This is a genomic window from Humisphaera borealis (genome assembly GCF_015169395.1).
Classification (GTDB): Bacteria; Planctomycetota; Phycisphaerae; order Tepidisphaerales; family Tepidisphaeraceae; genus Humisphaera; species Humisphaera borealis.
On the sequence record NZ_CP063458.1, the window covers coordinates 4,757,106 to 4,779,982 of the forward strand.

General features: G+C 64.0%; 17 protein-coding genes. 9 read left to right on the top strand and 8 right to left on the bottom strand.

Features of this window, described 5'->3' with window-relative positions:
• Positions 1-68 precede the first annotated feature (68 nt).
• The gene (purD, locus tag IPV69_RS17675) at positions 69-1,337 is read left to right on the top strand and encodes a phosphoribosylamine--glycine ligase (protein WP_206291046.1); all 1,269 of its coding nucleotides are present in this window, start codon (positions 69-71) and stop codon (positions 1,335-1,337) included.
• 71 nt (positions 1,338-1,408) lie between these two features.
• Here the strand turns inward: purD and IPV69_RS17680 are convergent, their stop codons facing one another.
• The 4 genes from IPV69_RS17680 to IPV69_RS17695 form a co-directional block, all read right to left on the bottom strand.
• The gene (locus IPV69_RS17680) at positions 1,409-5,020 is read right to left on the bottom strand and encodes a PD-(D/E)XK nuclease family protein (RefSeq protein ID WP_206291047.1); all 3,612 of its coding nucleotides are present in this window, start codon (positions 5,018-5,020) and stop codon (positions 1,409-1,411) included.
• A 624-nt stretch (positions 5,021-5,644) separates the two neighbouring features.
• The gene (locus IPV69_RS17685; protein ID WP_206291048.1) at positions 5,645-6,166 is read right to left on the bottom strand and encodes a DUF456 domain-containing protein; all 522 of its coding nucleotides are present in this window, start codon (positions 6,164-6,166) and stop codon (positions 5,645-5,647) included.
• Positions 6,167-6,305: 139 nt separating this feature from the next.
• Positions 6,306-7,031 carry an RNA polymerase sigma factor gene (locus tag IPV69_RS17690; RefSeq protein ID WP_206291049.1) on the bottom strand — a complete coding sequence of 242 codons (726 nt, stop codon included), beginning with the start codon at positions 7,029-7,031 and terminating at the stop codon, positions 6,306-6,308.
• An 87-nt stretch (positions 7,032-7,118) separates the two neighbouring features.
• Positions 7,119-9,662: an ATP-dependent Clp protease ATP-binding subunit gene (locus IPV69_RS17695; RefSeq protein WP_206295653.1), complete on the bottom strand. Its 2,544-nt coding sequence runs from the start codon at positions 9,660-9,662 to the stop codon at positions 7,119-7,121.
• A 453-nt stretch (positions 9,663-10,115) separates the two neighbouring features.
• On the opposite strand from IPV69_RS17695, the gene IPV69_RS17700 reads away from it, so the two are divergent.
• From IPV69_RS17700 to IPV69_RS17715, 4 genes are all read left to right on the top strand, one after another.
• A complete protein-coding gene (locus IPV69_RS17700; protein WP_206291050.1) occupies positions 10,116-10,859 on the top strand; it encodes a VTT domain-containing protein in 744 nt (247 codons plus the stop codon).
• Positions 10,860-10,941: 82 nt separating this feature from the next.
• Positions 10,942-11,508 (top strand): DUF7577 domain-containing protein, encoded by a 567-nt coding sequence (locus IPV69_RS17705; protein WP_206291051.1) that lies wholly within the window; start codon positions 10,942-10,944, stop codon positions 11,506-11,508.
• A gap of 42 nt (positions 11,509-11,550) precedes the next feature.
• The gene (locus tag IPV69_RS17710) at positions 11,551-12,111 is read left to right on the top strand and encodes a hypothetical protein (protein ID WP_206291052.1); all 561 of its coding nucleotides are present in this window, start codon (positions 11,551-11,553) and stop codon (positions 12,109-12,111) included.
• Between the two features lie 247 nt (positions 12,112-12,358).
• Positions 12,359-14,083: a SpoIIE family protein phosphatase gene (locus IPV69_RS17715; RefSeq protein WP_206291053.1), complete on the top strand. Its 1,725-nt coding sequence runs from the start codon at positions 12,359-12,361 to the stop codon at positions 14,081-14,083.
• Between the two features lie 40 nt (positions 14,084-14,123).
• Here the strand turns inward: IPV69_RS17715 and IPV69_RS17720 are convergent, their stop codons facing one another.
• A complete protein-coding gene (locus tag IPV69_RS17720) occupies positions 14,124-15,593 on the bottom strand; it encodes a tetratricopeptide repeat protein (protein ID WP_206291054.1) in 1,470 nt (489 codons plus the stop codon).
• A 314-nt stretch (positions 15,594-15,907) separates the two neighbouring features.
• Between IPV69_RS17720 and IPV69_RS17725 the strand changes: the two genes are divergently transcribed.
• Together IPV69_RS17725 and IPV69_RS17730 are read left to right on the top strand one after the other, a co-directional pair.
• Complete coding sequence (locus IPV69_RS17725; protein ID WP_206291055.1) at positions 15,908-18,064, top strand: HEAT repeat domain-containing protein; 2,157 nt, start codon at positions 15,908-15,910, stop codon at positions 18,062-18,064.
• Positions 18,065-18,140: 76 nt separating this feature from the next.
• Positions 18,141-18,857: an HAD family hydrolase gene (locus tag IPV69_RS17730; RefSeq protein WP_206291056.1), complete on the top strand. Its 717-nt coding sequence runs from the start codon at positions 18,141-18,143 to the stop codon at positions 18,855-18,857.
• Positions 18,858-19,427: 570 nt separating this feature from the next.
• On the opposite strand, the gene IPV69_RS17735 is transcribed toward IPV69_RS17730, so the two are convergent.
• Entirely contained in the window at positions 19,428-19,667 is a 240-nt protein-coding gene (locus IPV69_RS17735) for a hypothetical protein (RefSeq protein ID WP_206291057.1), read from the bottom strand.
• Between IPV69_RS17735 and IPV69_RS17740 the strand changes: the two genes are divergently transcribed.
• Together IPV69_RS17740 and IPV69_RS17745 are read left to right on the top strand one after the other, a co-directional pair.
• Positions 19,666-19,818, top strand: a complete 153-nt coding sequence (locus IPV69_RS17740; RefSeq protein ID WP_206291058.1) for a hypothetical protein — start codon at positions 19,666-19,668, stop codon at positions 19,816-19,818. The two genes, IPV69_RS17735 and IPV69_RS17740, sit on opposite strands and share 2 nt — an antisense overlap.
• A gap of 59 nt (positions 19,819-19,877) precedes the next feature.
• Complete coding sequence (locus IPV69_RS17745) at positions 19,878-20,636, top strand: menaquinone biosynthetic enzyme MqnA/MqnD family protein (protein ID WP_206291059.1); 759 nt, start codon at positions 19,878-19,880, stop codon at positions 20,634-20,636.
• 3 nt (positions 20,637-20,639) lie between these two features.
• Here the strand turns inward: IPV69_RS17745 and IPV69_RS17750 are convergent, their stop codons facing one another.
• A complete protein-coding gene (locus IPV69_RS17750; protein ID WP_206291060.1) occupies positions 20,640-21,158 on the bottom strand; it encodes a hypothetical protein in 519 nt (172 codons plus the stop codon).
• A 166-nt stretch (positions 21,159-21,324) separates the two neighbouring features.
• Entirely contained in the window at positions 21,325-22,815 is a 1,491-nt protein-coding gene (pyk, locus tag IPV69_RS17755; RefSeq protein WP_206291061.1) for a pyruvate kinase, read from the bottom strand.
• Positions 22,816-22,877: the final 62 nt, after the last annotated feature.

Here is a 22,877-nt window from a genome sequence, read left to right on the forward strand (position 1 = left end):
ATGCCGGGCGTACCGACGACTTTTCCGTTACACTCCCCGTTTCGACCCGATTCGGAGATACTGCAACGATGAACGTCCTTCTGCTCGGCAACGGCGCCCGTGAACACGCTCTGGCCTGGAAACTGGCCGACTCGCCTCGCGTGAAGTCGCTTTACGCGCTTCCCGGCAATCCCGGCACCGCCCAGGTCGCCGACAACGTGGACATTTCGCTCTCCGATTTCGCGAAGATCGAGCAGTTCGTCCAACAGAACCGGATCGAGCTCGTCGTCGTCGGGCCGGAAGATCCGCTCGCCGCTGGCATCACCGATCACCTGGCCAAGACCGGGGTGCGCGTGTTCGGCCCGAACAAGGCCGGTGCCCAGCTCGAGGCCGACAAGTGGTTTGCCAAAGAGCTGATGCGGCAGCAGTCGATCCCGACCGCCGAGGCCCGCAGCTTTACCAGCGCCGATGCCGCGACCGAGTTCGTCAAGGTCCGCAACGCGCCGTGCGTCGTAAAGGCGGCGGGGCTGGCCAAGGGCAAAGGCGTCAGCGTCTGCTACCGCGTTGCCGACGCCCTGGAAGCAATCGACCAGGCCATGCGGCAGAAGGTGCACGGGGCTGCCGGCAATCGCGTCGTCATCGAAGAGCTCATGTCCGGGCCGGAAGTCTCGGTTCTCGCGTTCGTTGATGGCCGCAGCATCTACGTCATGGAGACCAGCCAGGACCACAAGCCGGTCGACGATGGCGACACCGGCCCGATGACCGGCGGCATGGGCGCGTATTCGCCGACGCCCGTCATCACCGACGCCGTCCTGAAGCAGGTCGAGCGCGAGGTTCTCGTGCCCACGCTCGACGGCCTGGTCCGCGACGGCATCGACTACAAAGGCGTCCTCTACGCCGGCCTGATGGTCACCGCGGCGGGGCCGCGCGTGCTGGAGTTCAACTGCCGCTTCGGCGACCCCGAAACCCAGCCGCTGATGATGCGCCTTAAGACCGACATCGTCGACATCATGGTCGCGGTCTGCGACGGCAAGCTCGACCAGATCACGCTCCAGTGGGACCCGCGGCCGGCGATCTGCGTCGTCGCCTGCAGCAAGGGCTACCCCGGCAAGTACCCGACCGGCGTTCCCATCACCGGCGTCGCCGACGCCGACGCCATGCCCGACGTCAAAGTCTTCCAGGGCGGTACGAAGATCGTCGACGGCAAGCTCGTCACTGACGGCGGCCGCGTGCTCGGCGTTACCGCGATCGGCAACACCATCGCCGAGGCCCGCGAGAAGGCCTACAAGGCGATGGAAAAGATCCACTTCGACGGCATGCACTATCGCAGGGACATCGGGCACCAAGCGCTGCGGTAGGGGGCTATCAGGGTGGCATGGGCAAACGAATACGTTTGCCCATGCCACCCAAAAACCCTCCAATTCGCGATTCATCCGCGCTTCTTCCTCATCGCTTCCAGCGATTCTTCACGCTTCATTGACTCCAGTTTCCGGTACGAATTCACCGGCCGCTCGAAGCGGCACACCGCTCTGAAATCACACCTCGGGCAGGGCGATTCGTCTTCGAACCAGTACGGCGCGACGTCGATCTCGCCGGCGGCGATCTTGCCGGTCAGCTCGGCGACCTTCCCTTCTACGAAATCGAGCAGCAGCCGAAAGTCCTCTTCCTCGGCGATGTCGGTTGTCTCTCGCAGGCCGAACGAGCCGTCCTTCTTGTAATACATCGCGACGACGGGGGAATTGCCGGCCTCTGTCTCCTTATCGAACGCCTTGGCGTGGGTGTCCTGGATGATGCCGCGCGGCTTGCTCGCCAGCAGGAACTCCGGCGTTGTCGGGTCCTGGGCTTCGCTGGGGTGGTCAACGTCCTGCAGGTTCCGCCACAGGCGCGACGTCAGGCCGGCAACGGGAAGCATCGGGCGGCCGCGCATGGTCAGGCCGGCCCGGTCGATTACCATCATCGAAGCCAGCAGCCGCAGCGTCAGCCCGTGAAACACGCTCGCCATCGACAGCCGTTGCTCGGTCATCCGGTAGTCGTAGACGGCCAGCGCCTGGGTCGGCGTCTTGTCGATGCGGTCGATCTGCCCGCGCAGGCGGGCGGTCGAGCCGTCGGGCATCATGATCGGCGGGCTTTTCAGCTTGGAGTCGTCCCGTCCGAACGGCACCGCCGCCCGGATAGGCGTGAACTCGCCGCGCCGCAGTTGCTCGGTCATCGTGGCGAAGATCATTCCGAGCATGCGCTCGACACGGGTGACGATGTAATGCCCCCGCGCCTCGGCCAGGAAACGTCCGCCGTGCAACTGCCGGGCGATCGGCTGCACCCAGTTCCGCACCAGCCAGGCGATCTCGTCGGGCGTGAGCTCGACGAGGTTTCGCTTCGTGTTCAGCACCGCATCGATCACCCGCTGCAGCACGTCGTGGTAGATTCGGCTCAGCTCCAGGTTCGAAATGTCAGCGGTCGGCCGACGGCTGAGCTTCAGTCCGTACCCCGCAAAGTGCTGGAACGGGCATGACGCAAAGCTTTCGAGCTGGGCCGCGCTGACCGTCAGCGGCGGCGCGAAGAGCTGCTGGGTGACGGCTTCGGACAGCTTCGGATGATTGCTGTAAGTCAGCGACGGCCACGCGAGGTTGACGAGCCGGTCGACGGCGACGCACGACTCCAACTCCGACGTGACGGACATCCTTGGGTGGCATCCGAATGGTATGGCGACCGGGGTGTACGGCCTGCTGGCCAGCCAGTCGTAGAGCGGCCGTCGCCAGTCGTTTGCGATCGGCGAGCTGGCGTCGGCATTGGCGTCGTGCAACTGCCGGGCCCAGTCGAGCATCGTGCCGACGAGTGCCCGCGGCGTCGACAGTTGCTCCATCGGCGACTGGTGGCATTGCTCCATTGGCGCATCGGGGACCAGCGCCCGCAGCCGGTCCCAGAATTCCGACGAATCCAGCTTCGCGCCGCGTTCGCTCGCCTGGGGTCGCGACACGATCAGCCGGTGCGACGCCCGTGTGAACGCGACATACGCCAAGAATCGTTCGTCGAGCTGCTTGCGTTCGATATCGGCGTCGATCGCGATGTTTCGCCGGTGCAGTTCGCGGCGTTCGGGTGCGGACAGCAGCGAGCCGTCGCGGTGGGATCTCGGGAACATCCCCCGGCTCAGGCCCAGGACGAACACCGCCTTGGCGTCGATCGATCGCGTGCGGTCCACCGTGCCGACGAGCACCTGGTCGAGCGTGGCCGGCGGGATGGCCAGGTCGAAACCGTCGAGACCCGTTTCAAGCACTTCGATGAACTCCGCCGGGTGCATTTCCTCGTCGCCGAGCACTTCCACCATCTCCTGCAACAACTGCTGAAGCTGGCTCCAGACCTGCTCGTGCTCGCCGGCCTGCTCGGGATTGCGCTCTGCTTCGGCGTCGATCCAGCTGGCGACGGTTTGGCGGACGCCGAACGCTTCGATCACCTGTCCGACACCGATCGCCATCGTTCGCAGCGTCGCCGGCCCCGCAGTGCGGCCGAGCAAAGCGATCAGCGGGTTCAATCGCTCCTGCAGGTGCGAACGGACCGCGTTCAGGTCGCGCCCCGTGGGCGGGAGGGTGGTTTGTACCGCGGTTACATCACCGGCCGCTTCGGCTTTCGCCAGGGTATCGTCGGTTTCGTCCGGCGGCGGGGCGGCGGGCTCGAACTCTTCGTCGCCGGGCAGGCTCTCCCGGCTGTAGCCGAGCGACGTTTCGTTCAGCCACGCCGAAGCGGTGATGCCGAACTCGCGTACGCGGTTCTCGAGCCGGTCGGCCTCGGGCTGGGTCAGGCCGGACAGTTCGGTCTTGCCGAGTGCGATCACCGCTTCCGGCGACCAGCGGTCGCGGGCGATCCACACCGCCGCGCGGACGAACCGGATCAGCGGATGGTGCGACGCCGGCCGACGCCGGTCGGCAAAGTACGGAATGCCGTGCTCGGCAAACGCCGCATGGATCAGGTGCAGGTAGTCCGACATGCCACGGACGAGCACCAGGATGTCGCGCCGGCGGAAGCCATCGGTGCGGAGCAGGTCACCGATGCACGCCGCGACGCGCTGAACCTCGGTGCGGGTGTCGGGGGCTTCAATGAAGTCGACGGATGCAGGATCGGGGGCGACGGATGAAGCGGTGGTGTCCGACGACCAGAGACGGGCTTCAATGTGCTTCAGCGCGTCGGCCTGAAATCGCCGGGGCTCGTGCAACGGCAGGGGGGATTCGATTTTCACGCCGGCCTTCTGCATCGTGCGGTAGAGCCGCTGGTAGGCGACCTCGGTGCGATGGAAGGGGCTCAGATCGTCGGGCAGGCGTTTGGGGTCGCCGAGCACGGCGCTGTCGGGCGGGAGGGTGAGGTTGATCTCCATCCGCTCGGCGACGGCGGCCACTTCGGCGAGGGTCAGCCGTTCGTTCTCGGTGAACTCGTAGAACGCGTCGACGAACACCAGAGCGCTGTTGAGCGATTCGGCGCGGCGCAGCCGGCGGGTAATCTCCTGCCGCCGCTTCTCGGGGTCGAGCCGATCCTGGCCGAGGTATTGCTGATAGTGGCCGTACAGCAGTCGGAGGTCGGCGAGCTTGGCGTGCAGCGACGGCGAAGCGCCCGACTTGCCGAATTGATCGATGACGTCGCCGAGATCGGTCAGCGGCTGGCCGGACCGCTCGAAGTCGTCGAACATCGCATCCACCGATGCGGCCAGGCCCGGCCGCCGGGCGGACGAACCGAAATAGCGAAGTTGGTCATGGTGCCGCCAGAGCAGCCGACCGATGACCATCTGCCGACCTGCCGACGATACCTGGGGCATCGCCATGCCGCCGACTTCGTCGAGGACGGCCTGTCCGAGCGATTCCATGCCGACGACGCGCACCCGGGCGAACGCGCCGAGACGAGCGACCAACGCCCGTTCGTATTCGAACGTCGCCTGGCGCGGGACGATCAGCCAGATCGGCCGGCCCAGCGGCTGACTGCGGCAATGCCCGGCGACGAGGTCGAGGGTGCGGTAGGTTTTGCCGGTCCCGGCGCGGCCGACGACGAATTGAACGGGCATTCGGCCTCCTTGCCGGGACGGGAAATCGGCTCCCCCGCGGCAACCGCGAACGATACGGGTCAGCACCCGTGCGGGCAAGAATTCGGGCGGTCGGCGCAGGGCAATCGCATGCGCCCATTGTGGTGCAGGCTTTAGCCTGCATCCGAGCATGTGCAGGCTGAAGCCCGCACCACAAACGCCACCGCGCACATTCGAGTCAGGCACATGCGATTGCCCTGGCGGTCGGCGACTGTGTTGAAAGCCATTGAGTGCGATTTAAAAACAGCGTTATAGCGAGTGCTCATCGCAGATCTCGGTGGCTTTGTTTTGCCGAATTCGTCGTTTTGGCGCCACGCGACTGTCGGACGATTCCGTTGCTGGGTGGCATAGGCAAGCGTACTCGCTTGCCCGTGTCGAACGGCAATCGGCGTCCACCACGGGCAAGTGAGTACGCTTGCCCATGCCACCCCAACAGGCTCACAGATTCGGGCGGAACGATCGACGCACTGCTCGAGCGGGCGTCGAAAACGGTCGGGGGAAAACCGCGTTAGCATATTGTACGGGTCGCCCGTGTTCTGTCCAATGAAAACTTGTCCTCCCCAGAAGCCCATCCGGCGGGCAATGCCCGCCCTTCGTGAAGCACGCCTACGTGAAGTGAACAGGCAGCGCCATCGCCATCGCCCAGATGAACATCACGAAGCCGAAGACCACTTTCAGGATCGTGCCGTAGAGTCGTCCCTTGGTGGCGACGGCGCCGATGACGATCGTGTGATAGACCTTCTTGCCGGCGATCCATTCACCGAGCGTTGCGCCCAGGAACGTGCCGGCCAGCACGCCGATGAGCGTGCCGACCACCGGGATGGGGATGAGCCCGGTCAGGAAGATCGCGCCCGCCAGCCCGCCGACGATCGCGCCGACTGAACCCCATCGGCTGCCGCCGATCTTGGAGGTCGCCCGGCCGGCGGCGAGGAACTCGACCACCTCGCCCACCGTCGCGAGCACCAGCAGTGCGATCATCGTGTAGAGGCCGACGTAGGCCCATCCCGTAACCCAGCCGTAGAGAAAGGCGCACAGCAGGATGAGCCAGTTGCCGGGCAGCGTCAGGACATTCAGCACGAGCCCGCAGATCAGCAGCAGGGCGAGGATTGCGTAGTAGAGCCAGTCCATTGGGGTGCGGTCACTTGAAGACAGTTCCGAACGAGACGACGCGTTTGCGTACACGCCCACGGACAGCAGTCCGTGGGACCCACCGCGGCGCGGTGGGCGTGGTGCATCGAGCCAAAGACAGATCATCGCCAAAGACGGATCACTGTAGTCCGATGAGTCTCAGCAAGTCGGCGCGGTAAATCCACGCAAGAGCGAGCAACGAGATGACAACGGTCAGGAATACGAGCCGGGCAATTCGGACCGCCGACCGACGATCCGCCCAGGCACCGACACGGGCAGTGACGAACTGTTCCGTGACATCGGGGGAGGGACCCAGTGCGACAACGGCCGTGCGAAGCACACGCGTCAGAGGTTCGAACTGTTCGCCCGCTAGCGCCCGCATCGCATTGTCGGCGGCGCGAAGGTGGTTCTCGGCGGCGGTGGTCGAACAGTCCATCGACACCCCCAGCAGCCGGCTGTTCATCCGCTGGCCATGATGCAGGATAAACGCCTCGGCCTGCTGCGGTGGCAGTCGGCGGATCCCGCGGACGAACGCGGCCCACGCGGGGGTTTGCTGGTCGGAAGCGACCGCTTTCACGAGCAGGTCATCCGCCGAATCGGGCCGGCCGGGCGACACCCTTCGGACCGTCTGAAGGGCGTGGTGCGAGAACCAGTGCTCGGGATCGACGTGTTCGTTCCAGCGGGGCAGCACCGTCAGCGCGTGGCGGAAGCTGATGTCGACGATGCGATCTGCGAAGTCGGCGTCGCCGCAGAGGGCACGCACCAGCCGACAAACGCCGGGGTGCACTTGTCGGAAGACCGCTTCAATCGCACGGCGGTTCCCGCTTCGGGCGCGTTCGAGCGTGTCTTCACCAATCTCGGTCATGGGACGGATGATACCCGCTAAACAGACACGCCCGGAACGAAACGTTCCGGGCGTGTGGGATTGCATGATGACAAGCTTCGCGAACTGTTAGGTCGCGTCGCTGCTGGCGGCCTTGGCGAGCTGACCCTTTTCGGCTTCGCTCTTGCCGTCGCCGTCGGTGCCGGTCTCGAAGTACAGGTGCTTGACCTTGTCGTCGTTCTCTTTCACCGAGATACGGATGACATCCTTGCCCTTGAAGGCGCCACGCAGGATGTCTTCCGACAGCGGGTCTTCCACGTGCTGCTCGATCGCCCGACGCAGCGGTCGAGCGCCAAAGTCGGCATTCGTTCCCTTCTCGATCAGGAACTCCTTGGCTTCGTTGGTCACCTCGATCTTGAGTCCGTGATCGACCAGGCGCTTGGTCACCTTCTTCAGTTCCAGCTCGACGATGTTCTCCAGGTGGGAACGGTTGAGCGGACGGAACACGATGACGTCGTCGAGACGGCCGATGAACTCCGGACGCATGAAGCGTTCGAGTTCCTTCATGACCGTGTCCTTGATCTGCTGGTAGTTGCGCTCTTCCTGCTGGCCCGATGCCTTGCGGCCGAAGTTCGAGAGCACCATCGACGGTCCGCCACCCTTGATCAGCTCCGAACCGATGTTCGAGGTCATGATCATGATGACATTGCGGAAGTCGACGTGCCGGCCGAACGAGTCGGTCAGCCGGCCTTCTTCCATGATCTGCAGCAGCATGTTGAACACGTCGGGGTGGGCCTTCTCGATTTCGTCGAGCAGGACCACGCTGTACGGCCGACGGCGGATGCGCTCGGTGAGCTGGCCGCCTTCTTCGTAACCGACGTAGCCCGGGGGCGCGCCGATCAGCCGGCTGACGTTGTGCTTCTCCATGTACTCGCTCATGTCGATCTGAATGAGCGCGTCTTCGTCGCCGAACATGAACTCGGCGAGCGCCTTGGACAGCAGCGTCTTGCCGACGCCGGACGGTCCGAGGAACAGGAACGAACCCATCGGTCGGTTCGGATCCTTGAGGCCGCTGCGAGCGCGGCGGATCGTCTTGCTGATCGCCTTGATCGCCTCGTCCTGGCTGATGACTCGGCGGTGCAGCTCATTTTCGAGTTCGAGCAGGCGCTGGGCTTCTTCCTTCTCCAGGCGCGTGAGCGGCACACCGGTCATCTTGCTGACGACCTCGGCGATGACTTCTTCATCGACGACGCCGTCCACTTCCTTGGCGCGGTCGCGCCAGGCCCGCTGCATCTCTTCCTTCTTAGCACGCAGCGTCTCGGCGCTGTCGCGAAGGCGGGCGGCTTCTTCGTACTCGGCGTTCTTGACCGCTTCGTCCTTCTGGATGCTCAGCCGTTCGATCTGCTCTTCCAACTCGGCGAGATTTGGCGGCTTGGTCATCGACCGCAGGCGGATGCGGGCACCCGCTTCGTCGAGGACGTCGATTGCCTTGTCGGGCAACGCACGGCCGGTGATGTACCGGTCGGACAGCTCGACCGCGGCTTCGAGAGCGGCATCGGTGATCTGCACGCGGTGATGCGCTTCGTACCGATCGCGCAGGCCGCGAAGGATTTCGACGGCGTCCTTCTTGTTGGGCGGCTCGACCGTGACCGACTGGAATCGGCGGGCCAAGGCGGCGTCCTTCTCGATGTACTTGCGGTACTCGTCGAAGGTCGTCGCACCGATGCACTGGATTTCGCCACGGCTGAGGGCGGGCTTGAGCACGTTGGACGCGTCGATCGCGCCTTCGGCTCCACCGGCACCCACCAGCGTGTGCAGCTCGTCGATGAAGAGGATGACGTTCTTGGCGCGACGAACTTCGTTCATCACCGCCTTGATGCGTTCCTCGAATTGGCCGCGGTACTTGGTACCGGCGACCATCATCGCCAGATCAAGCACGACCAGCCGTCGGTCGGCAAGCAGCTCGGGGACCTGACCGGTGATGATCATCTGGGCGAGGCCCTCGACGATCGCGGTCTTGCCCACGCCGGCCTCGCCGAGGAGAACGGGGTTGTTCTTCTGCCGACGGCAGAGGATCTGGATGACCCGCTCGATCTCGTTCTTGCGACCGATGACCGGGTCGAGCTGGCCCTCTTTGGCCAGTTCGGTCAGGTCTCGACCGAAGCTGTCGAGTGCGGGGGTTTTGCTTTTGCCCTTAGAGGACTGTTTTTCCTGTGCAGGTTCTTCAGTTTCCACGCCGGCTCCCAGAAGGTTGAGAACTTCCTCCCTCACCTCTTCCAGCTTCAGATTCAGGTTCATCAGGACCTGTGCCGCAACGCCGTCGTGCTCGCGAAGGAGGCCGAGCAGCAGGTGCTCGGTGCCGACGTAGTTGTGGTTAAGGTTCCGCGCTTCCTCGATCGCGTACTCGATGACCTTTTTGGCCCGGGGTGTCTGGGGCAGTTTGCCCATCGTCACCATGTCGGGGCCGCTCTTGACGAGCTTCTCCACCTCGAGTCGAACCTTACGCAGGTCGACGTCCAGATTCTTCAATACATTTGCGCCCACACCGGAACCTTCCTTGACCAGGCCAAGAAGGATGTGCTCCGTTCCGATGTACTCGTGATTGAAGCGCTGGGCTTCCTGATTGGCCAGCGCCATCACCTTACGAGCCCGATCTGTGAACCGCTCGAACATATTGTTCTCCTGCTCGGCACTGATCTTCCCCGGATTGTCCGGTGAAGCCATGTGCTTCATCTTTTCAATACATTTCCGTCGCCTGCCTTCGGCCGGCGAGGGTCGTGAGCCGCATCCCTGCGGGGGTTCTCACGAATCAACGAGTTCCGCTACGAACACTGTCTTCCGTTCCGTCGCGTACAACAGCCGCGACCATCGACTGCCCGCTGGCCGCTCGCGACCGAACGATTCTAGGTTGCACCGCCGGGTTATCAAGGAATCGGCGAGTGTTGTGTTACGGAGATTTTTGGCAGTCGCGTTTCGCCGGTTTGCCGATAATGGCAGGCGGTGATGGTGCGCGCACGTCCGCGGGTTGAGCCGGCGGGCTGCTTCGGCTATCACCGACTGCTGGATCGGCCTCGAGCGGCGTTTGCCCCGGTGGCCGCCAGTTTGGCATTCGCTTGCGGAGTCCGGATGAAGTTTTTCTCGCTGTTATTCGATCTGCTGCGACACCTCGGAGAGGACGCCAAATGGGAGGCGATGATCACTTATATCGGCACCACAAACCTTTACGTGGTGCTGTTTGCGATCGTATTCGCCGAAACCGGCCTGGTCGTAACGCCCTTCCTGCCGGGGGATTCGCTCCTGTTCGCCTTAGGTGCTATCGGCACGCGGGACGTGGGCATCAACCTCCCGTTGATTACAACCCTGCTGATCATCGCCGCGATCATCGGTGACGCGGTGAATTACTGGATCGGCTTCAAGCTGGGTCCGAAAGTGTTCAGTCGCGACGAAGGGCCTGGGGCAAAGAAGGGCGTGATGGACAAACTGCTGAATAAAAAGCACCTGCTTCGGGCCCAGGAGTTCTACGAGAAGTACGGTGGCAAGACGATCATCCTGGCCCGGTTCGTTCCGGTCGTCCGCACGTTCGCCCCTTTCGTGGCCGGCGTCGGCAAGATGAATTATCTCAAGTTCGCGATGTACAACGTCGTCGGGGCGATCGCGTGGGTGTCAATTTGCGTTGGTGCCGGCGTCCTGTTCGGCAGCACGCCGTTCGTGAAGAAGAACTTCGAACTGGTCATCGTCGGCATCGTGGTGATTTCGGTCCTGCCGATGGCGATCGAGTTCATCCGGGCCAAAAGGGCGGCTAAGTCAGGCGGGTCGGCGGTGGTCGAAGTCGCGACCATTGGCAAGAGCGAGGAGACGGCGATAAAGTGAGCGGGTCGTACGGTCGCCGGTCATAGCCCTTGGCTTGGCCGGCTTTCACGTCCTGATTCCTGTCTCTTCGGGGGCCTCCCACATGACCACCTCGACCGAGTTTGTGACCTGCCCGCACTGCGGCGCTCAGAACTACCAGACCGCCCAGCTCTGCCATCACTGTCAGATGGCTCTACCGACAGTGGCGACTTCGCCGCGACTGGTGACCGGCGGCGCAGAAGCGACTTCCTCGGCCGGGGCAAAGCTCCAGAGCGACGAACTTCGCAAACAGTCGAAGAAGGCAACCAATACCCTTCTGGCTGTTGCGATCCTTAACCTGGTCGCAGGGGCGATCTTTTATGCGATCGGCTCCCAGGCGGGCCGCAACCGAATGGATGAGACCGTCCTGGCAACGATTCTGGCAGTCAGCGGCCTGTTCGGGGCTCTCTACTTCGGGCTCTGGTTCTGGGCGCGCAAGACTCCGTTCCTGCCTTCGCTCATCGGGATGATCATCTACGTCATCTTCACGGTGGTGACATTCGCGCTGAATGCGTCGTCCGGGAAAGTGACCATTCCGTGGTTGAACATTGTGATCATCGCCCTGCTCGTGCAGGGGATGAACGCTGCAAAGAAGAGCGACGAGATCAAGCGAAAGTTCGGATTGCAGTAGTCATTCGGCAGCAATTCTCCCTGCCTGTTGGAGAGGCGACGCGTGGTCATCGAGCACACCTTTGTCACCACCATGCCCGTCGGCCAGGCGCTGACGACGGCGGGGGAGTTTCTTTCAGCCCGCGGATTCCAGGCCCAGGCCGAGACCGCGTTCACCATGGGCGGTGCGTGGCAGGCGATCGAGCTCTTGCGCGGCAAGGCAGGGGCGGGGTCGGCGAAATCGCTTTCAGAACTGCCGCAGCGGGTTCGACTGGAGTGGGACCGTGGCAGAGTCGTCGTAGCGGCGTCGATCTATCCGAAGAACGACAAGCACCAGAAGAACCATGTCACGCTGCTGGACCCGACTACCTCGGACATCGCCGCCGTGAAAGTTCCCGAGGCGCTGGGCTGCCTCTTGTTTACGGTGGTTCGGAGCCTTGAACTGCTCCTGGCCCAACGCAATCCCGAAGAGGCCGCCAATACCTGGCAAGCCATGGAAGCGGGCGTTGCCCGTCGCGCTGTAGCAGACCGCCAGCGGCTCAAGTCCTACCGCAACCGCCTTCTGGTGATTTTCGGGGTTGGTATCCTGGCGGTCGTTTTGGCGATTCTGGCCTTCTCACATTGAACTGATCAGGGCACCTGTTGCCGCGCCCGCTCTCAGATAGCTCACACTCCCTGGATACCTGCTGTAACGCAGACCTCATTCCAAGGCTGTCGCCGAAACACCGCTTGGGACGGATCTCGTATGATACGGGAATGGAACGGTCGGTGAGGGAGACATTGCTTTCTGTTCGGCAAACACCGTGACGGTCGAACCCTTCCATTTTTGATCGCGTCGCCTACATTCTGCCGCGACCGGAAGCAGTTCATCCATGGCCCTCCCCGACACCGACAATCTAAGCCTTACCGATTTCGTGGACCGCGAGACGCTCCAGGAGATTCAGGACTCGTTCGCCGCGGTGGCGCAGGTGAAGGCGACCATCACCGACGCCGAGGGCAACGTGCTGACCCAGGCGATGCCGACGCGCGGTTTTCTGCGGCGGCAGCGTGCCCTGGCCGAGGCCGCCGGGCTGGCCGAAGACGGGCAGCCCACCCGGGCCGGTGCCGAATACGTCGCTCCGATTGTCGTTGACGACAAGCGCGTGGGCACCATCCGCATGTCGGCCACTTCGTCCCCGGCACCGATCGACGAGGGCAAGCTCCAGCAACTGGCTCTGAAGTACGGTCTGGACATCAAGCAACTCAAGACGCTCGCCACCCAGCTCAATCGGGCGCGCGGGGGGCAGGCGGCGTCGATCCAGTTTTTGTTCCTGCTGGCCAACGCGATCGCACGGCTCTGCTTCCAGGAATACCAGCTCCGCCAGCGGATCAACGAGATCACCGCGGTTTACAGCATCACGATGATGCTCTCGGAATCGCGCGACCTGAAAAAGGTGCTGAACCGCGCGGCGCGGTTCGTCGCCGAGGTGATGAGCGCCAAGGCCGCCTCCATCCGCCTTGTCGATGAAGAGCGCGATGAGCTGACGATCCAAGCGGTCTTCAATCTCTCGCCGCAATACCTGAGCAAGGGTCGCATCCAGCTCAGCAAAGCCGAGATCGACCTTGAGGCGCTCGGGGCCGACGGCTTCGCGTTCGTTGCCAACATGCAGGATGACCCGAGGGTGATCTTTCCGCAGGAGTCTGCCCGCGAAGGCATTGTGTCGATGCTTTCGGTCGGCATGCGGTACAAAGGGCGGCCGGTCGGCGTGATGCGTGTTTATACGGACCACGAGCAGCGCTTTAGCCCGCTGAAGATCGACCTGCTCAAGGCGGTGGCGGCGCAGGCGGCGGCGGCGATCGAGAATACGCGACTGCTGGAAGACGCGGCCGTCGCCGACGCGCTGGAGCGCGAAGTCCAGACCGCTGCCGACGTCCAGCAGCGGATGATCCCGCAAACCCCGCCAGTCGTTCCGGGTCTCGACCTGGCCAGCGTCTATGTGCCGTGCTACACGCTGGGTGGCGACTTCTTCGACTTCATTACGCTCCCCGACGACAACCTGGGCCTGGCGATCGCCGACGTCAGCGGCAAAGGCGTGCCCGCGAGCTTGACCATGGCGATGGTGCGGTCATTCCTGCGGGCGCAGGTCGATAACGTCTATTACCTGTACGAAGTGGTGAAGCGAATCAACCTACTCGCCTGCCGCGACGTACGGCCGGGAGAGTTCGTCACGCTGTTTTATGGCGTGCTCGATGCGCGCAACCGCCGGTTCACGTACTGCAACGCGGGTCATCCGCCGGCGATGCTTTTCCGCAACGGGCAGGTGACGGAGTTGAACGCCGACAACATGGTGTTGGGGGTCGATCCGGACGAAGACTACAAGCAGTCCTTCATTCACCTGGAGCCGGGCGATGCGCTGCTGCTGTACACCGACGGCCTTCCCGACGGCCGTAACTTCCTCGACGAGGCGTTCGGCCGGCAGCGTGTGATCGAGGCGTTCAAAGAGGGTGGCAAAACCGCCGAGGAGATCGCCCAGAACGTGCTCTGGCGTCAGCGGAAGTTTGTGGGGATGGCCAAGCGAACGGACGACGTGACGATGATCGTGGTGAAGGTTCGCTAAGTGACGGGAACGAACCGACGGCGACGGACGGTTCGCCCGATCAGTGCTTCCGTCCCCGCCACAGATGCCGCACGCCCTGCACCGCGCCGGTCGGCGTGGGGAAGAGCAGATTCTTCAGCGCCCGCCCGAGCCAGTCTTTCCACCTCAGCACCCGGATGCGGAGTTCCAGCCGTTGCAGCGAGGCATCGCGCGGGTCGAGCCGCAGGCCCTCTTCCACCCAGTAGGTGGCTTGTTCGTACTTGCGGAGCCGCTCGTACGCCAGCGCGAGGTTGTAGACCGCCATCACGTGCTTGGGATCAACCGCCAGGCAGCGTCGGCAGCTTTCGATGCCGTCTTCGAAGCGGTCGCAGAGGAATTGCGCGACGGCCAGGTTCTGCCAGCCGTCGGCGTGGTCGGGGTCGAGAGATACAAGGCGTTTTAGGCAGGCGATCGAGGCGCGGGACAAGCCGGTGTCGATCAGGAGATTCGACAGCTCCAGGAGAATCTGGGGGTTGTGCGGTCGCAGGAGCATCTCGGCGCGTAGGTGCTTGCGGGCCAGCGTGCGTTCCCCACGCGAATGGTGAATGCCGGCCAGCCTCAGGTGTGCGCCGGCAAAGGTGGGGTCCAGCGCCAGAACTCGGCGAAAGGCGTCGGCGGCGCGGTCGTGGGCGAAGGCAGTGCGCTCGGAAAACGCGCCGATGCGGAAGCCATTGGCATCCGCCGATGCCGCAGACGCCAGGCCCGCGCTGGCAGCGCCGTGTCGCAGGAGCCACTGACCGTAGTGGAAGTAGCCGGCCGGGCGTTCGGGGGCCAGTTCGATGGCGCGATGGAACTTTTCCCCCGCCTCATCGACCCGGCCCATCTCGATCAGCAATTCGCCCAGGTCCAGTAACGTGTCGGTATTGCCCGGCTCCTTGCGCAGTGACATCAGGTAGTGCTGGCGCGCGGCCTCAAGTTCCCCCTTTTGCCAAAGGGACTCGGCGATGCGGAGCTCGATCTGCGGAAAGCTTTCGTCAAGTTCAGCGGCCTTGCGGAAGCACCAGACGGCTTTGTCGAGATTGCCCCGTTCCAGCAGGCTCAGTCCCAGGTTGTGATAGCAATCGGGACACTGATCCTTGAACAGCCGGGCGGTGTAGAACATTTCCTCGGCGCGCTGGTGGTCGCCGATCTCGGCGTAAGCGAGGATGCGGTTGCAATAGCTCGGTTCGTAGCTGGGATCGACGGCCTCGATGCGCTCGAAGGTGGCGATGGATTCGTCGAGTCGGCCGAGCCGTCGAAGGTCGGCGCCGATGTGCGTCATCGCGTGCAGGTCGTTGGGTTCGATCTCCAGGGCCCGGCGGTAGGCATCAATCGCCTCGTCGAATCGGTCCATTTCGTCGAGCGTCAGGCCGATATTGAAGTACCAGGCGGCGTTGTACGGATTGATGTTCGTGGCGGCGCGCAGTTCCTCCAGCGCCTCGCTCCAGCGTTGCTGTTCAAAGAGTTCCTGGGCTCTTTCGACCCGTCGCTCGGCATCATCCCAATCGTTCATCGGTGTGCAGCGTCGAAAAAGGTCAGACCTGTAGCGTCACGTGACGCGGGAATGTACCCGCCCCATTGAAACGCTGGCAAGCGCCATCGGTTCGACGCGGATAGAATTTGCCAGCAAGGGTCCGGCTTTTTCGCGAGACGGAAATGGAGTAATCTTCGGGGGTTGACGCGTTGAAGATCGGCGGTGTCGACGGGCGGTGCGAGGTTTGGGCGAGCGACGTGCCACGGCAATCGGAGCGGAACGTCCGCCCGGGCCGCGTCTTGCTTCCGCTGCCGGCATTCTTTGGCAGACAGGGGTCGAGGTATTTGACGGCGGTGGCAAAGTCATGGCAAAGAGTACGAGCCCTGACGCTGGCGGTCGCCGCCACGGTGGGTTTCGCACGTCTTGCATCGGCCCAACCGGCGGGGGACGCCAACCCCGGCGTAATCAGCGCCGGCAAACTGGCGCAGACCTATCTCCAGCAAGAGGTTACGGCTCTGAACTCGGGCCGCCTGCAGGCCGAACGTGACGACGCCGCGCGCCGCCTGGTCGCCCGTCGAACCGATGTTGCACGCCAGGAGATCGCCAAGGCGCTGGCAGCCCGGCCGGAGGCGTCACCGGCGGCCTCCACCCCGCTCGCCGCCGCTCGCGGCATCGCCGACGATGTCGATCCGGCACCGGAGTTTGTACCGGCGTTGGAAGGGCTGTTGGGGGTCGATCGCACCCATTCCGAGTCCGCCGCCGCCGCCCTCATCGCCATACGGACCGATGCCGCGCTGGCCTCGCTGACTCGGTTTGTTTCGAATCCGGCGGCGCGGGGCAGCCCGCTGGCTGTTATCCGCATCATGGGCTCGTCCACCGACCGGCGAGTGGCCGAGACGCTGGTCAACCTGACGACCAACCCCCGCACCGACCAGGTGATCGCCAACGCCGCCGCCGACGCGCTGGCGTCGATGACCCTGCTGTCGGAGAACGGGCGCGACCCCATCGCATGGGGACGCTGGTGGCAGTCGGCCCGCGTCAAGCCGGCCGAAGCATTCCGCGCCGAACTGCTCGACCAGCGTCGCCGACGGCTGCCGGGCGAGGCGTTGAGCGATGTCGATGCCCTGGTCGGTCGGCTTTTCCAACTAGCCGAGGAGCGCAACCGACCCGAGGCGATGCGCCGGGTTCTCGAGTCGCCGGACGCCCGCTTTCGGTTGGCCGGTGTCCGCCTGGTGTTTCAGACATTCATCGCGACCGGGCGCCTGGTGGATGGCACCGCGGTTCGACTGCGCGACATGATTCGCGACCCGTCGCCGGACGTCCGCCAGGAAGTCGCCCGCACGCTCCAGGGACTGAACGACGCCCAATCGCTCGAGCCGTTGCTGGCGCAGCTGGCGGTCGAGCCCGACGCCGGTGTTCGCGTGGCGATCATGGCGGCGCTGGTGCCGATCAATGACCGGCGTGCGGCGGCCGAGATTGTTCCGCTGCTGAACGACCCATCACTGCGCGTGGCGGTGGCGGCGGCAGAGTCGCTGGCAAAGCTGGGCAACGTCATCCGTGCCGACCCGGCGCTGACGGCCCAGGTCGTCGGATCCCTCAGCCAGACACTGCTCGGACGCGCACGCCAGGACCCGACCGGAGAATTGAAGGCCGCCTGCATTGAAGCATTCGTTCCGCTCCGCGATCCGCGCCAGCAGACGAACTTCCTCGGGCTCCTAAACCTCAACGAAACCAAGCGAACGCGCGTCGCCGCGATCGCCGGGCTGGGGGCGATCGGCGATCGCAACGCCGGCAACGCCGTCGTGAACTGGCTCCGCGGCGAGCCCGAAGCGATTGTGCGGCTCGCGGCACTCGGTGCTCTGCGCACCGTCGGGACATTCCAACTCGACGAGGCGATCTTCGATTACACCAAGACCCAGGTCGAGCCCGATGCCGGAAACCGCAAAGCGGCGTGGGATACGTTCGTCGCACTGCTTCCCGATGGCAGCAACCAGCGTCTGACCACCTGGGCCGAGCGATTCTTCCGGGCCGGCGAGTTCGACAGGCGCATTCCCGTCCTTCGAGAGATCCTCAAGAAGCAGGAGGCCGCCGTCCCCGCCGAGGCGCAGGCCGCGGCCATCACCCGGGAGCAGATCGGCGAGTCATACATGAAGCTGCAGCCGCCCCAGCCGCAGGCTGCGATCCCTTTCTATCGCGACGCACTGACCTACTGGCTGGCCAACAACGGCGCCCAGCAGGTGATTCTCGGACTGACCAAGTCGCTGCTGGAAGCCCAGATCGCTGCCCGCCAGTATGCCGAAGCGGTCGCGTTCGCCGGCGAATCTATCAAGAACGATCCGAAGCTGATGCCGGATGTGATGGCGATCCTGACCAGTGCCGCCGACAGGCTGAATGAAGTCGCGCAGCCCCGCGACGCCGAACGGCTGGCGACCGAAGCTCTGAAGTTGACCAATGTCGACCAGCGGTTCAGGGCACGTCTCGACGCGGCAATTCGTAAGTCCAAGGAATGAAAGACCGTTGCCTCGAACGGCAGCCGTGTGGCTCCTCCCTTGCCTAGCCACCTCAGCCCGCTTAGCTTCCACGTCTATGCCAAGCTGGCCGCGTGCGGTCCTCTTTGATTTCGACGGCGTTCTCGTCAATTCCGAGCCCCTTCATTACCAGGCTTTTCGAGAAGTCCTGGCAAAAGAGGGCATCGTCCTGACCGAGGAGCAGTATTACCGCGACCTGATCGGACTCGACGACCGGGGCGCCTTTCGATTTGCCTATGGCCTCCACAGTAAAGTGCTGACCCCTAGGAAGTTCCTGCAGCTGATGGCCGAGAAAACCCTGGTGATGCGCGACCTGGTCTACCGCCGAAAGATGACCACGCTGCCCGGCGTCGGAGAGCTTGTGCGGCAGTTGTGGCGTCGCATCCCGCTGGCGATCGTGTCGGGGGCGATGCACGAAGAGATCGAGGTCATGCTCGAAGGCGTCGCCCTTCGCGACTGCTTCGGGACGATCATCGGCTCGGAAGACGTGACCGCCGGTAAGCCCAACCCGCAGGGCTACCTGATGGCGATGCGGCAGATCTCGGACCGGCTGATGCACGAAGGGAAGATCGAGCACGCGCTCACGCCGGCCGATTGCCTGGTCGTCGAGGACGCACCGACCGTCGTCCACAGTGTTGTGAAGGTCGGCTTCCCGACGCTCGCGGTCTGCAACACCTACGGGCCCGAGCAACTCGCCGACGCCAAGTACATCGTCGATTCGCTACAGCCGGCGGAAGTGCGGGCCAAGGTGCCGGCGCTGGGACTGAAGGAGTAGCCTGCTCAACGTCGTGCCACAAAGGATTGTGACCATGTCGAAGTCGGGTCGGAATTGCCTGGGTCTGGGTCTGCTGTTGATGACGGCGACGGCAGGGGGCTGTCGCCCGGCGCGTCCGTCACCGGCGGCCGGCCCGCTGACCCAGCCGGCTCCCAGCACCGAACCTTCGGCCCCAACTTCGGTTCCCTCCCCGGCCGATGCTTCGTCGCAGACACCTCCGGCGACACAACCCGTGCCACAGACGTCGCCCGCCACCACCCCGGCGTCCGCGACAGGGCCCGCCACTGCCGCAGCCACTAGCCCGTCAACGTCGGAGACGCCCGAAACGAAGCAGGCATCCACGCAGCCAGCATCCACCCAGCCAGCATCGACCCAGCCAGCATCGACCCAGCCGGCGACGTCCCCTTCTTCGCAGACTCAGCCAGCTCAGACCCAGCCCGCTGATACCCAGCCCGCTCAAACGCAACCCGCCCAGACGCAGCCCGGAACGCCCTCCACTGCGCCCAGCACACAGCCACAGGACATTGCAGCAACGCAGCCGGCCACGTCGCCGACAACAGCGCCGGCGAGTCAGCCCTCAACCCATCCAACGGCCGATACGTCGCCCGCCGCTACACAGCCGTCGCCGACGACGCAATCGTCGCTGACGCAACCCTCGGCGAGCACCGCGCCCGCGACAGAGCCGACGACCCGTCCGGTGCCGGTCGTGAGCACGCAGCCGTCCAGCCAGCCATCGGTTTCGGGAGTTGCCGGCGACGTTTCGTCCCCGATCGCCGACGGCACACCGGCCGGTGCCGCGACTGCCTCCATGCAGCCAGTTCTGCCATCGGCCGACATCGGCTGGCCTAAGATTGTGATGGGCGCGATAGCGGGCCTCGTGCTTGCGGCGCTCGCGGTCGGGCCGCGGCTGGTCCGCCAGTCGGCCTCTGACACCTTGGATGAGAGCAATCACGGCGCGTAGCGATGGCTGAGTCACCCGCGTTATCTTCTGATTCCGCTCGCCGCTGGGACGTCGGCTGCGTGAGCTTCCTGAACGCCAAGCCGCTGATCCAGGGTTTGGACGTCGATCCCAGGGTAAGCCTTCGTCTGGAAGTGCCTTCACGACTGCTGGGCGGTTTGCAGGAACGTGCGTTCGATGTGGCGCTGCTCCCGGTGATCGACTATCAGCGGCTGGAGGGTCTGCGCGTCATTCCCGTCGGCGGAATTGGCTGCGACGGGCCGACGCTGACGGTGCGAATCTTCAGCAAAGCACCGCTGGAACGAACCGAAACGCTTCTCTGCGACACCGACAGCCACACTTCAGTCGCACTGGCTCGCGTGATCATGGCTGAACGCTACGGTCGGCGGCCGACATTCGTCGATCTGACGGATGATCTTGCCAATGATCCTTCGCTGCCCCGGTTGCTGATCGGCGACAAGGTGATCACCGACGAGCCTTCGGATTGCCCGCATCAGATCGACCTGGGCCAGGCCTGGAAGGAACTCACCGGATTGCCGTTTGTTTTCGCGGCCTGGATGGGACGTGTCGATACCAGCCTCGGTAACCTGCCCGACATACTGGCGATCGCACGGGTAAAAGGCCTGGCCGAGATCGAGCAGATCGTCGCCAGGCACGCGCCGATCCATCGCTGGCCGCTGCCGATTGCGCGTCAATACCTTGAGTCGTATCTTCGATTTGAGATCGGCGAGCCGCAGTTGGAGGCAATTCGACTGTTCCACCGGCTGGCGGCGAAGCACGAGGTCTTCAGTCATCTCCCCTGGCCGCTTCGCGTGGGTTAGCCCTTAACGTTCGGCAACCGTTGCTCGTTGTTCGACGTCTTTTGAGAGCCGCTGCTCCAGGCCCTCGTCCCGGCCGATCGCGTACCAGTATGCCGCCGGAACCGGCTCGGCCGCGAACGCCGCGGGGTCGAGGGCTTGCAGCCGTTGGTTGCGCTGCTCTTCGCGCGTCAGGGCGAAGATTTCCTGGTACTGTGCCGAGAACGTCACCCGGTGCTCGATAACCGAGTACCGCTCGATCAGCACCTTCGGTGAAGCCACGAAGGCCCCCGACTCGTCGCGAGTGACGTCCCACCGCACGGTCCGCCGAATCGTCGCAAGCGAGCTTTCCATCCGACCAAAGAACGACCCCGTGTCGAACCGCCAGGGCTCCAGCAACTGCGCGGAAACAAGCGGGAGCGAAGTAAAGATGCCCAATCGGTAGTCCTGGCGATCGGGCTTGAAGCCGGCGTTGCGGGTGACGCGGTAAATGGTCTGCCAGAGCGTATCGAAGTCGTCGGCCTTGGCCGACGCCAACGCAGGCATTGCAAGGTAGGTCGGTGCTTCGGCCTCGGATTTGGGGACGTCCGTGACCCGACTGCCCTCGGGCCGGCTTTTCCCGGAGGCGATGCATCCGGAAAGCACGCACGCGCAGGCGAGCCCCGCGAGGCCGGAACCGAGCGATACTTGCAAAAATGGCCGTTGCCTCATCTCAGCGATCCTTCCCGACATCCAGTCGCAGTGAAACATCCGGCGGCGACGCCGAAAGATTCTCGCCGAGGGTGTGAATGACGATTCCGTTCAGTGCCATAGGCGTTCCCAGCGAAGCCCCTGCCGTGATGATAATGCGATCGCCGGGCTTCGCGAACTTGCGGTCGATCGCCAGCCGATCGACTTCCCGCACGAGGGTGCCCAGGTCGTCCGGCGGGACCATCTCCTGTGGGATCACGCCGTAATGCAACGCCATCCGCCGCAATGCCCGGTGGTCGCTCGACAGCGCGATGATTGGGACGTTGAAACGGTACTTGGAAAAGATACGGGCGGTCGCCCCCGTCTGGCTCCAGACGATCACCAGCTTCGCCTTAAGGTCTTCGACCATCTGCCATATGCCGCGGGCCAGTGCCGACGACATCTGGAGTGTTTTGAGCTGCAGTCGTGCGTCGCGCGGCGGAGGAAGCGTCGCCAGGTATTGCTCTGTCTTCTCGGCGATGTGCGCCATCGTGTGGACGACCCCGACCGGGAACTTGCCCACCGACGTCTCACCCGAAAGCATGACTGCATCGGTTCCGTCGTAAATCGCGTTGGCCACATCGCTGACTTCAGCCCGCGTCGGCGACGACTGTTCGATCATGCTTTGCAGCATCTGCGTCGCAACGATCACAGGCTTGCCGGCGACCTGGCACCGCCGAACCAGGTCCTTCTGGATGATCGGCACGTCCGCCAGGTCCATCTCCACGCCCAGGTCGCCGCGGGCGACCATCAGACCGTCGCTGGCGTCGATGATCGATTCAATCTCGGTGATCGCCTCGGCTTTTTCGATCTTGGCGATCAGGTTGATGTCGCTGACCTTATTGACCAGGTGCTGGCGGATCAGGTGAAGGTCGTCGGCCTTGCGGACGAATGAGAGTGCTAGGTAATCGAGGTCGTTTTCGATCGCCCAGTCGACGCACTGCCAGTCACGGTCGGTGATGGAGGGGATCGAGACCTTGGTCGTCGGCAGATTAATGCCCTTGGCGCTCTTGAGGATGCCGCCGACGGTGCACTGGCATTTGAGCTGCGAGTAGGTCTTGTCAATGCAGACGAAACGAAGCAGGCCATCTTCGATGAAGATGCGATCGCCGACCTGCACGTCATCCACGAAGTGGTCGTAGATGGTGCTGACGCGGCCATTGCCACCGAGGATGGGGGCTCGCTGAATGATCAGTTCGTCGCCGACGGCGATCGGCATGCCCCCGACGCCGCCCTCATCAGCAACCTTGCCCAGGCGGATTTTCGGCCCGCAGAGATCACCCAGGACTGCGATCGGCTGGTCGAACCGGGCGGCGGCTTCGCGGATCAGCCGCAGCGTGTGCAGGTGCTGGTCGAGTTCTCCGTGCGAGAAGTTGAGCCGGCAGATGTCGCATCCGGCTTGGAAGAGGGAAAACAGAGTCTCAGCCGAAGAAACGGCCGGCCCCATGGTGGCGACGATCTTGGTGCGAATCACGCCGGAGATGATACGAGGCACCCACGCGAATGGAAGTGGGCTGTCGGCCGACCGCCGCCGCC

Excerpts from the sequence above, each read along its gene's own strand:
- IPV69_RS17705 (WP_206291051.1), top strand. The coding sequence starts at position 10,942 with ATGACCACCTCGACCGAGTTTGTGACCTGCCCGCACTGCGGCGCTCAG.
- purD (WP_206291046.1), top strand. The coding sequence starts at position 69 with ATGAACGTCCTTCTGCTCGGCAACGGCGCCCGTGAACACGCTCTGGCC.
- IPV69_RS17735 (WP_206291057.1), bottom strand. The coding sequence starts at position 19,667 with ATGGAGGCAGTCGCGGCACCGGCCGGTGTGCCGTCGGCGATCGGGGAC.
- IPV69_RS17730 (WP_206291056.1), top strand. The coding sequence starts at position 18,141 with ATGCCAAGCTGGCCGCGTGCGGTCCTCTTTGATTTCGACGGCGTTCTC.
- IPV69_RS17740 (WP_206291058.1), top strand. The coding sequence starts at position 19,666 with ATGCAGCCAGTTCTGCCATCGGCCGACATCGGCTGGCCTAAGATTGTG.
- IPV69_RS17690 (WP_206291049.1), bottom strand. The coding sequence starts at position 7,031 with ATGACCGAGATTGGTGAAGACACGCTCGAACGCGCCCGAAGCGGGAAC.
- IPV69_RS17685 (WP_206291048.1), bottom strand. The coding sequence starts at position 6,166 with ATGGACTGGCTCTACTACGCAATCCTCGCCCTGCTGCTGATCTGCGGG.
- IPV69_RS17720 (WP_206291054.1), bottom strand. The coding sequence starts at position 15,593 with ATGAACGATTGGGATGATGCCGAGCGACGGGTCGAAAGAGCCCAGGAA.
- IPV69_RS17700 (WP_206291050.1), top strand. The coding sequence starts at position 10,116 with ATGAAGTTTTTCTCGCTGTTATTCGATCTGCTGCGACACCTCGGAGAG.
- IPV69_RS17750 (WP_206291060.1), bottom strand. The coding sequence starts at position 21,158 with ATGCCTGCGTTGGCGTCGGCCAAGGCCGACGACTTCGATACGCTCTGG.
- IPV69_RS17695 (WP_206295653.1), bottom strand. The coding sequence starts at position 9,662 with ATGTTCGAGCGGTTCACAGATCGGGCTCGTAAGGTGATGGCGCTGGCC.
- IPV69_RS17680 (WP_206291047.1), bottom strand. The coding sequence starts at position 5,020 with ATGCCCGTTCAATTCGTCGTCGGCCGCGCCGGGACCGGCAAAACCTAC.
- IPV69_RS17715 (WP_206291053.1), top strand. The coding sequence starts at position 12,359 with ATGGCCCTCCCCGACACCGACAATCTAAGCCTTACCGATTTCGTGGAC.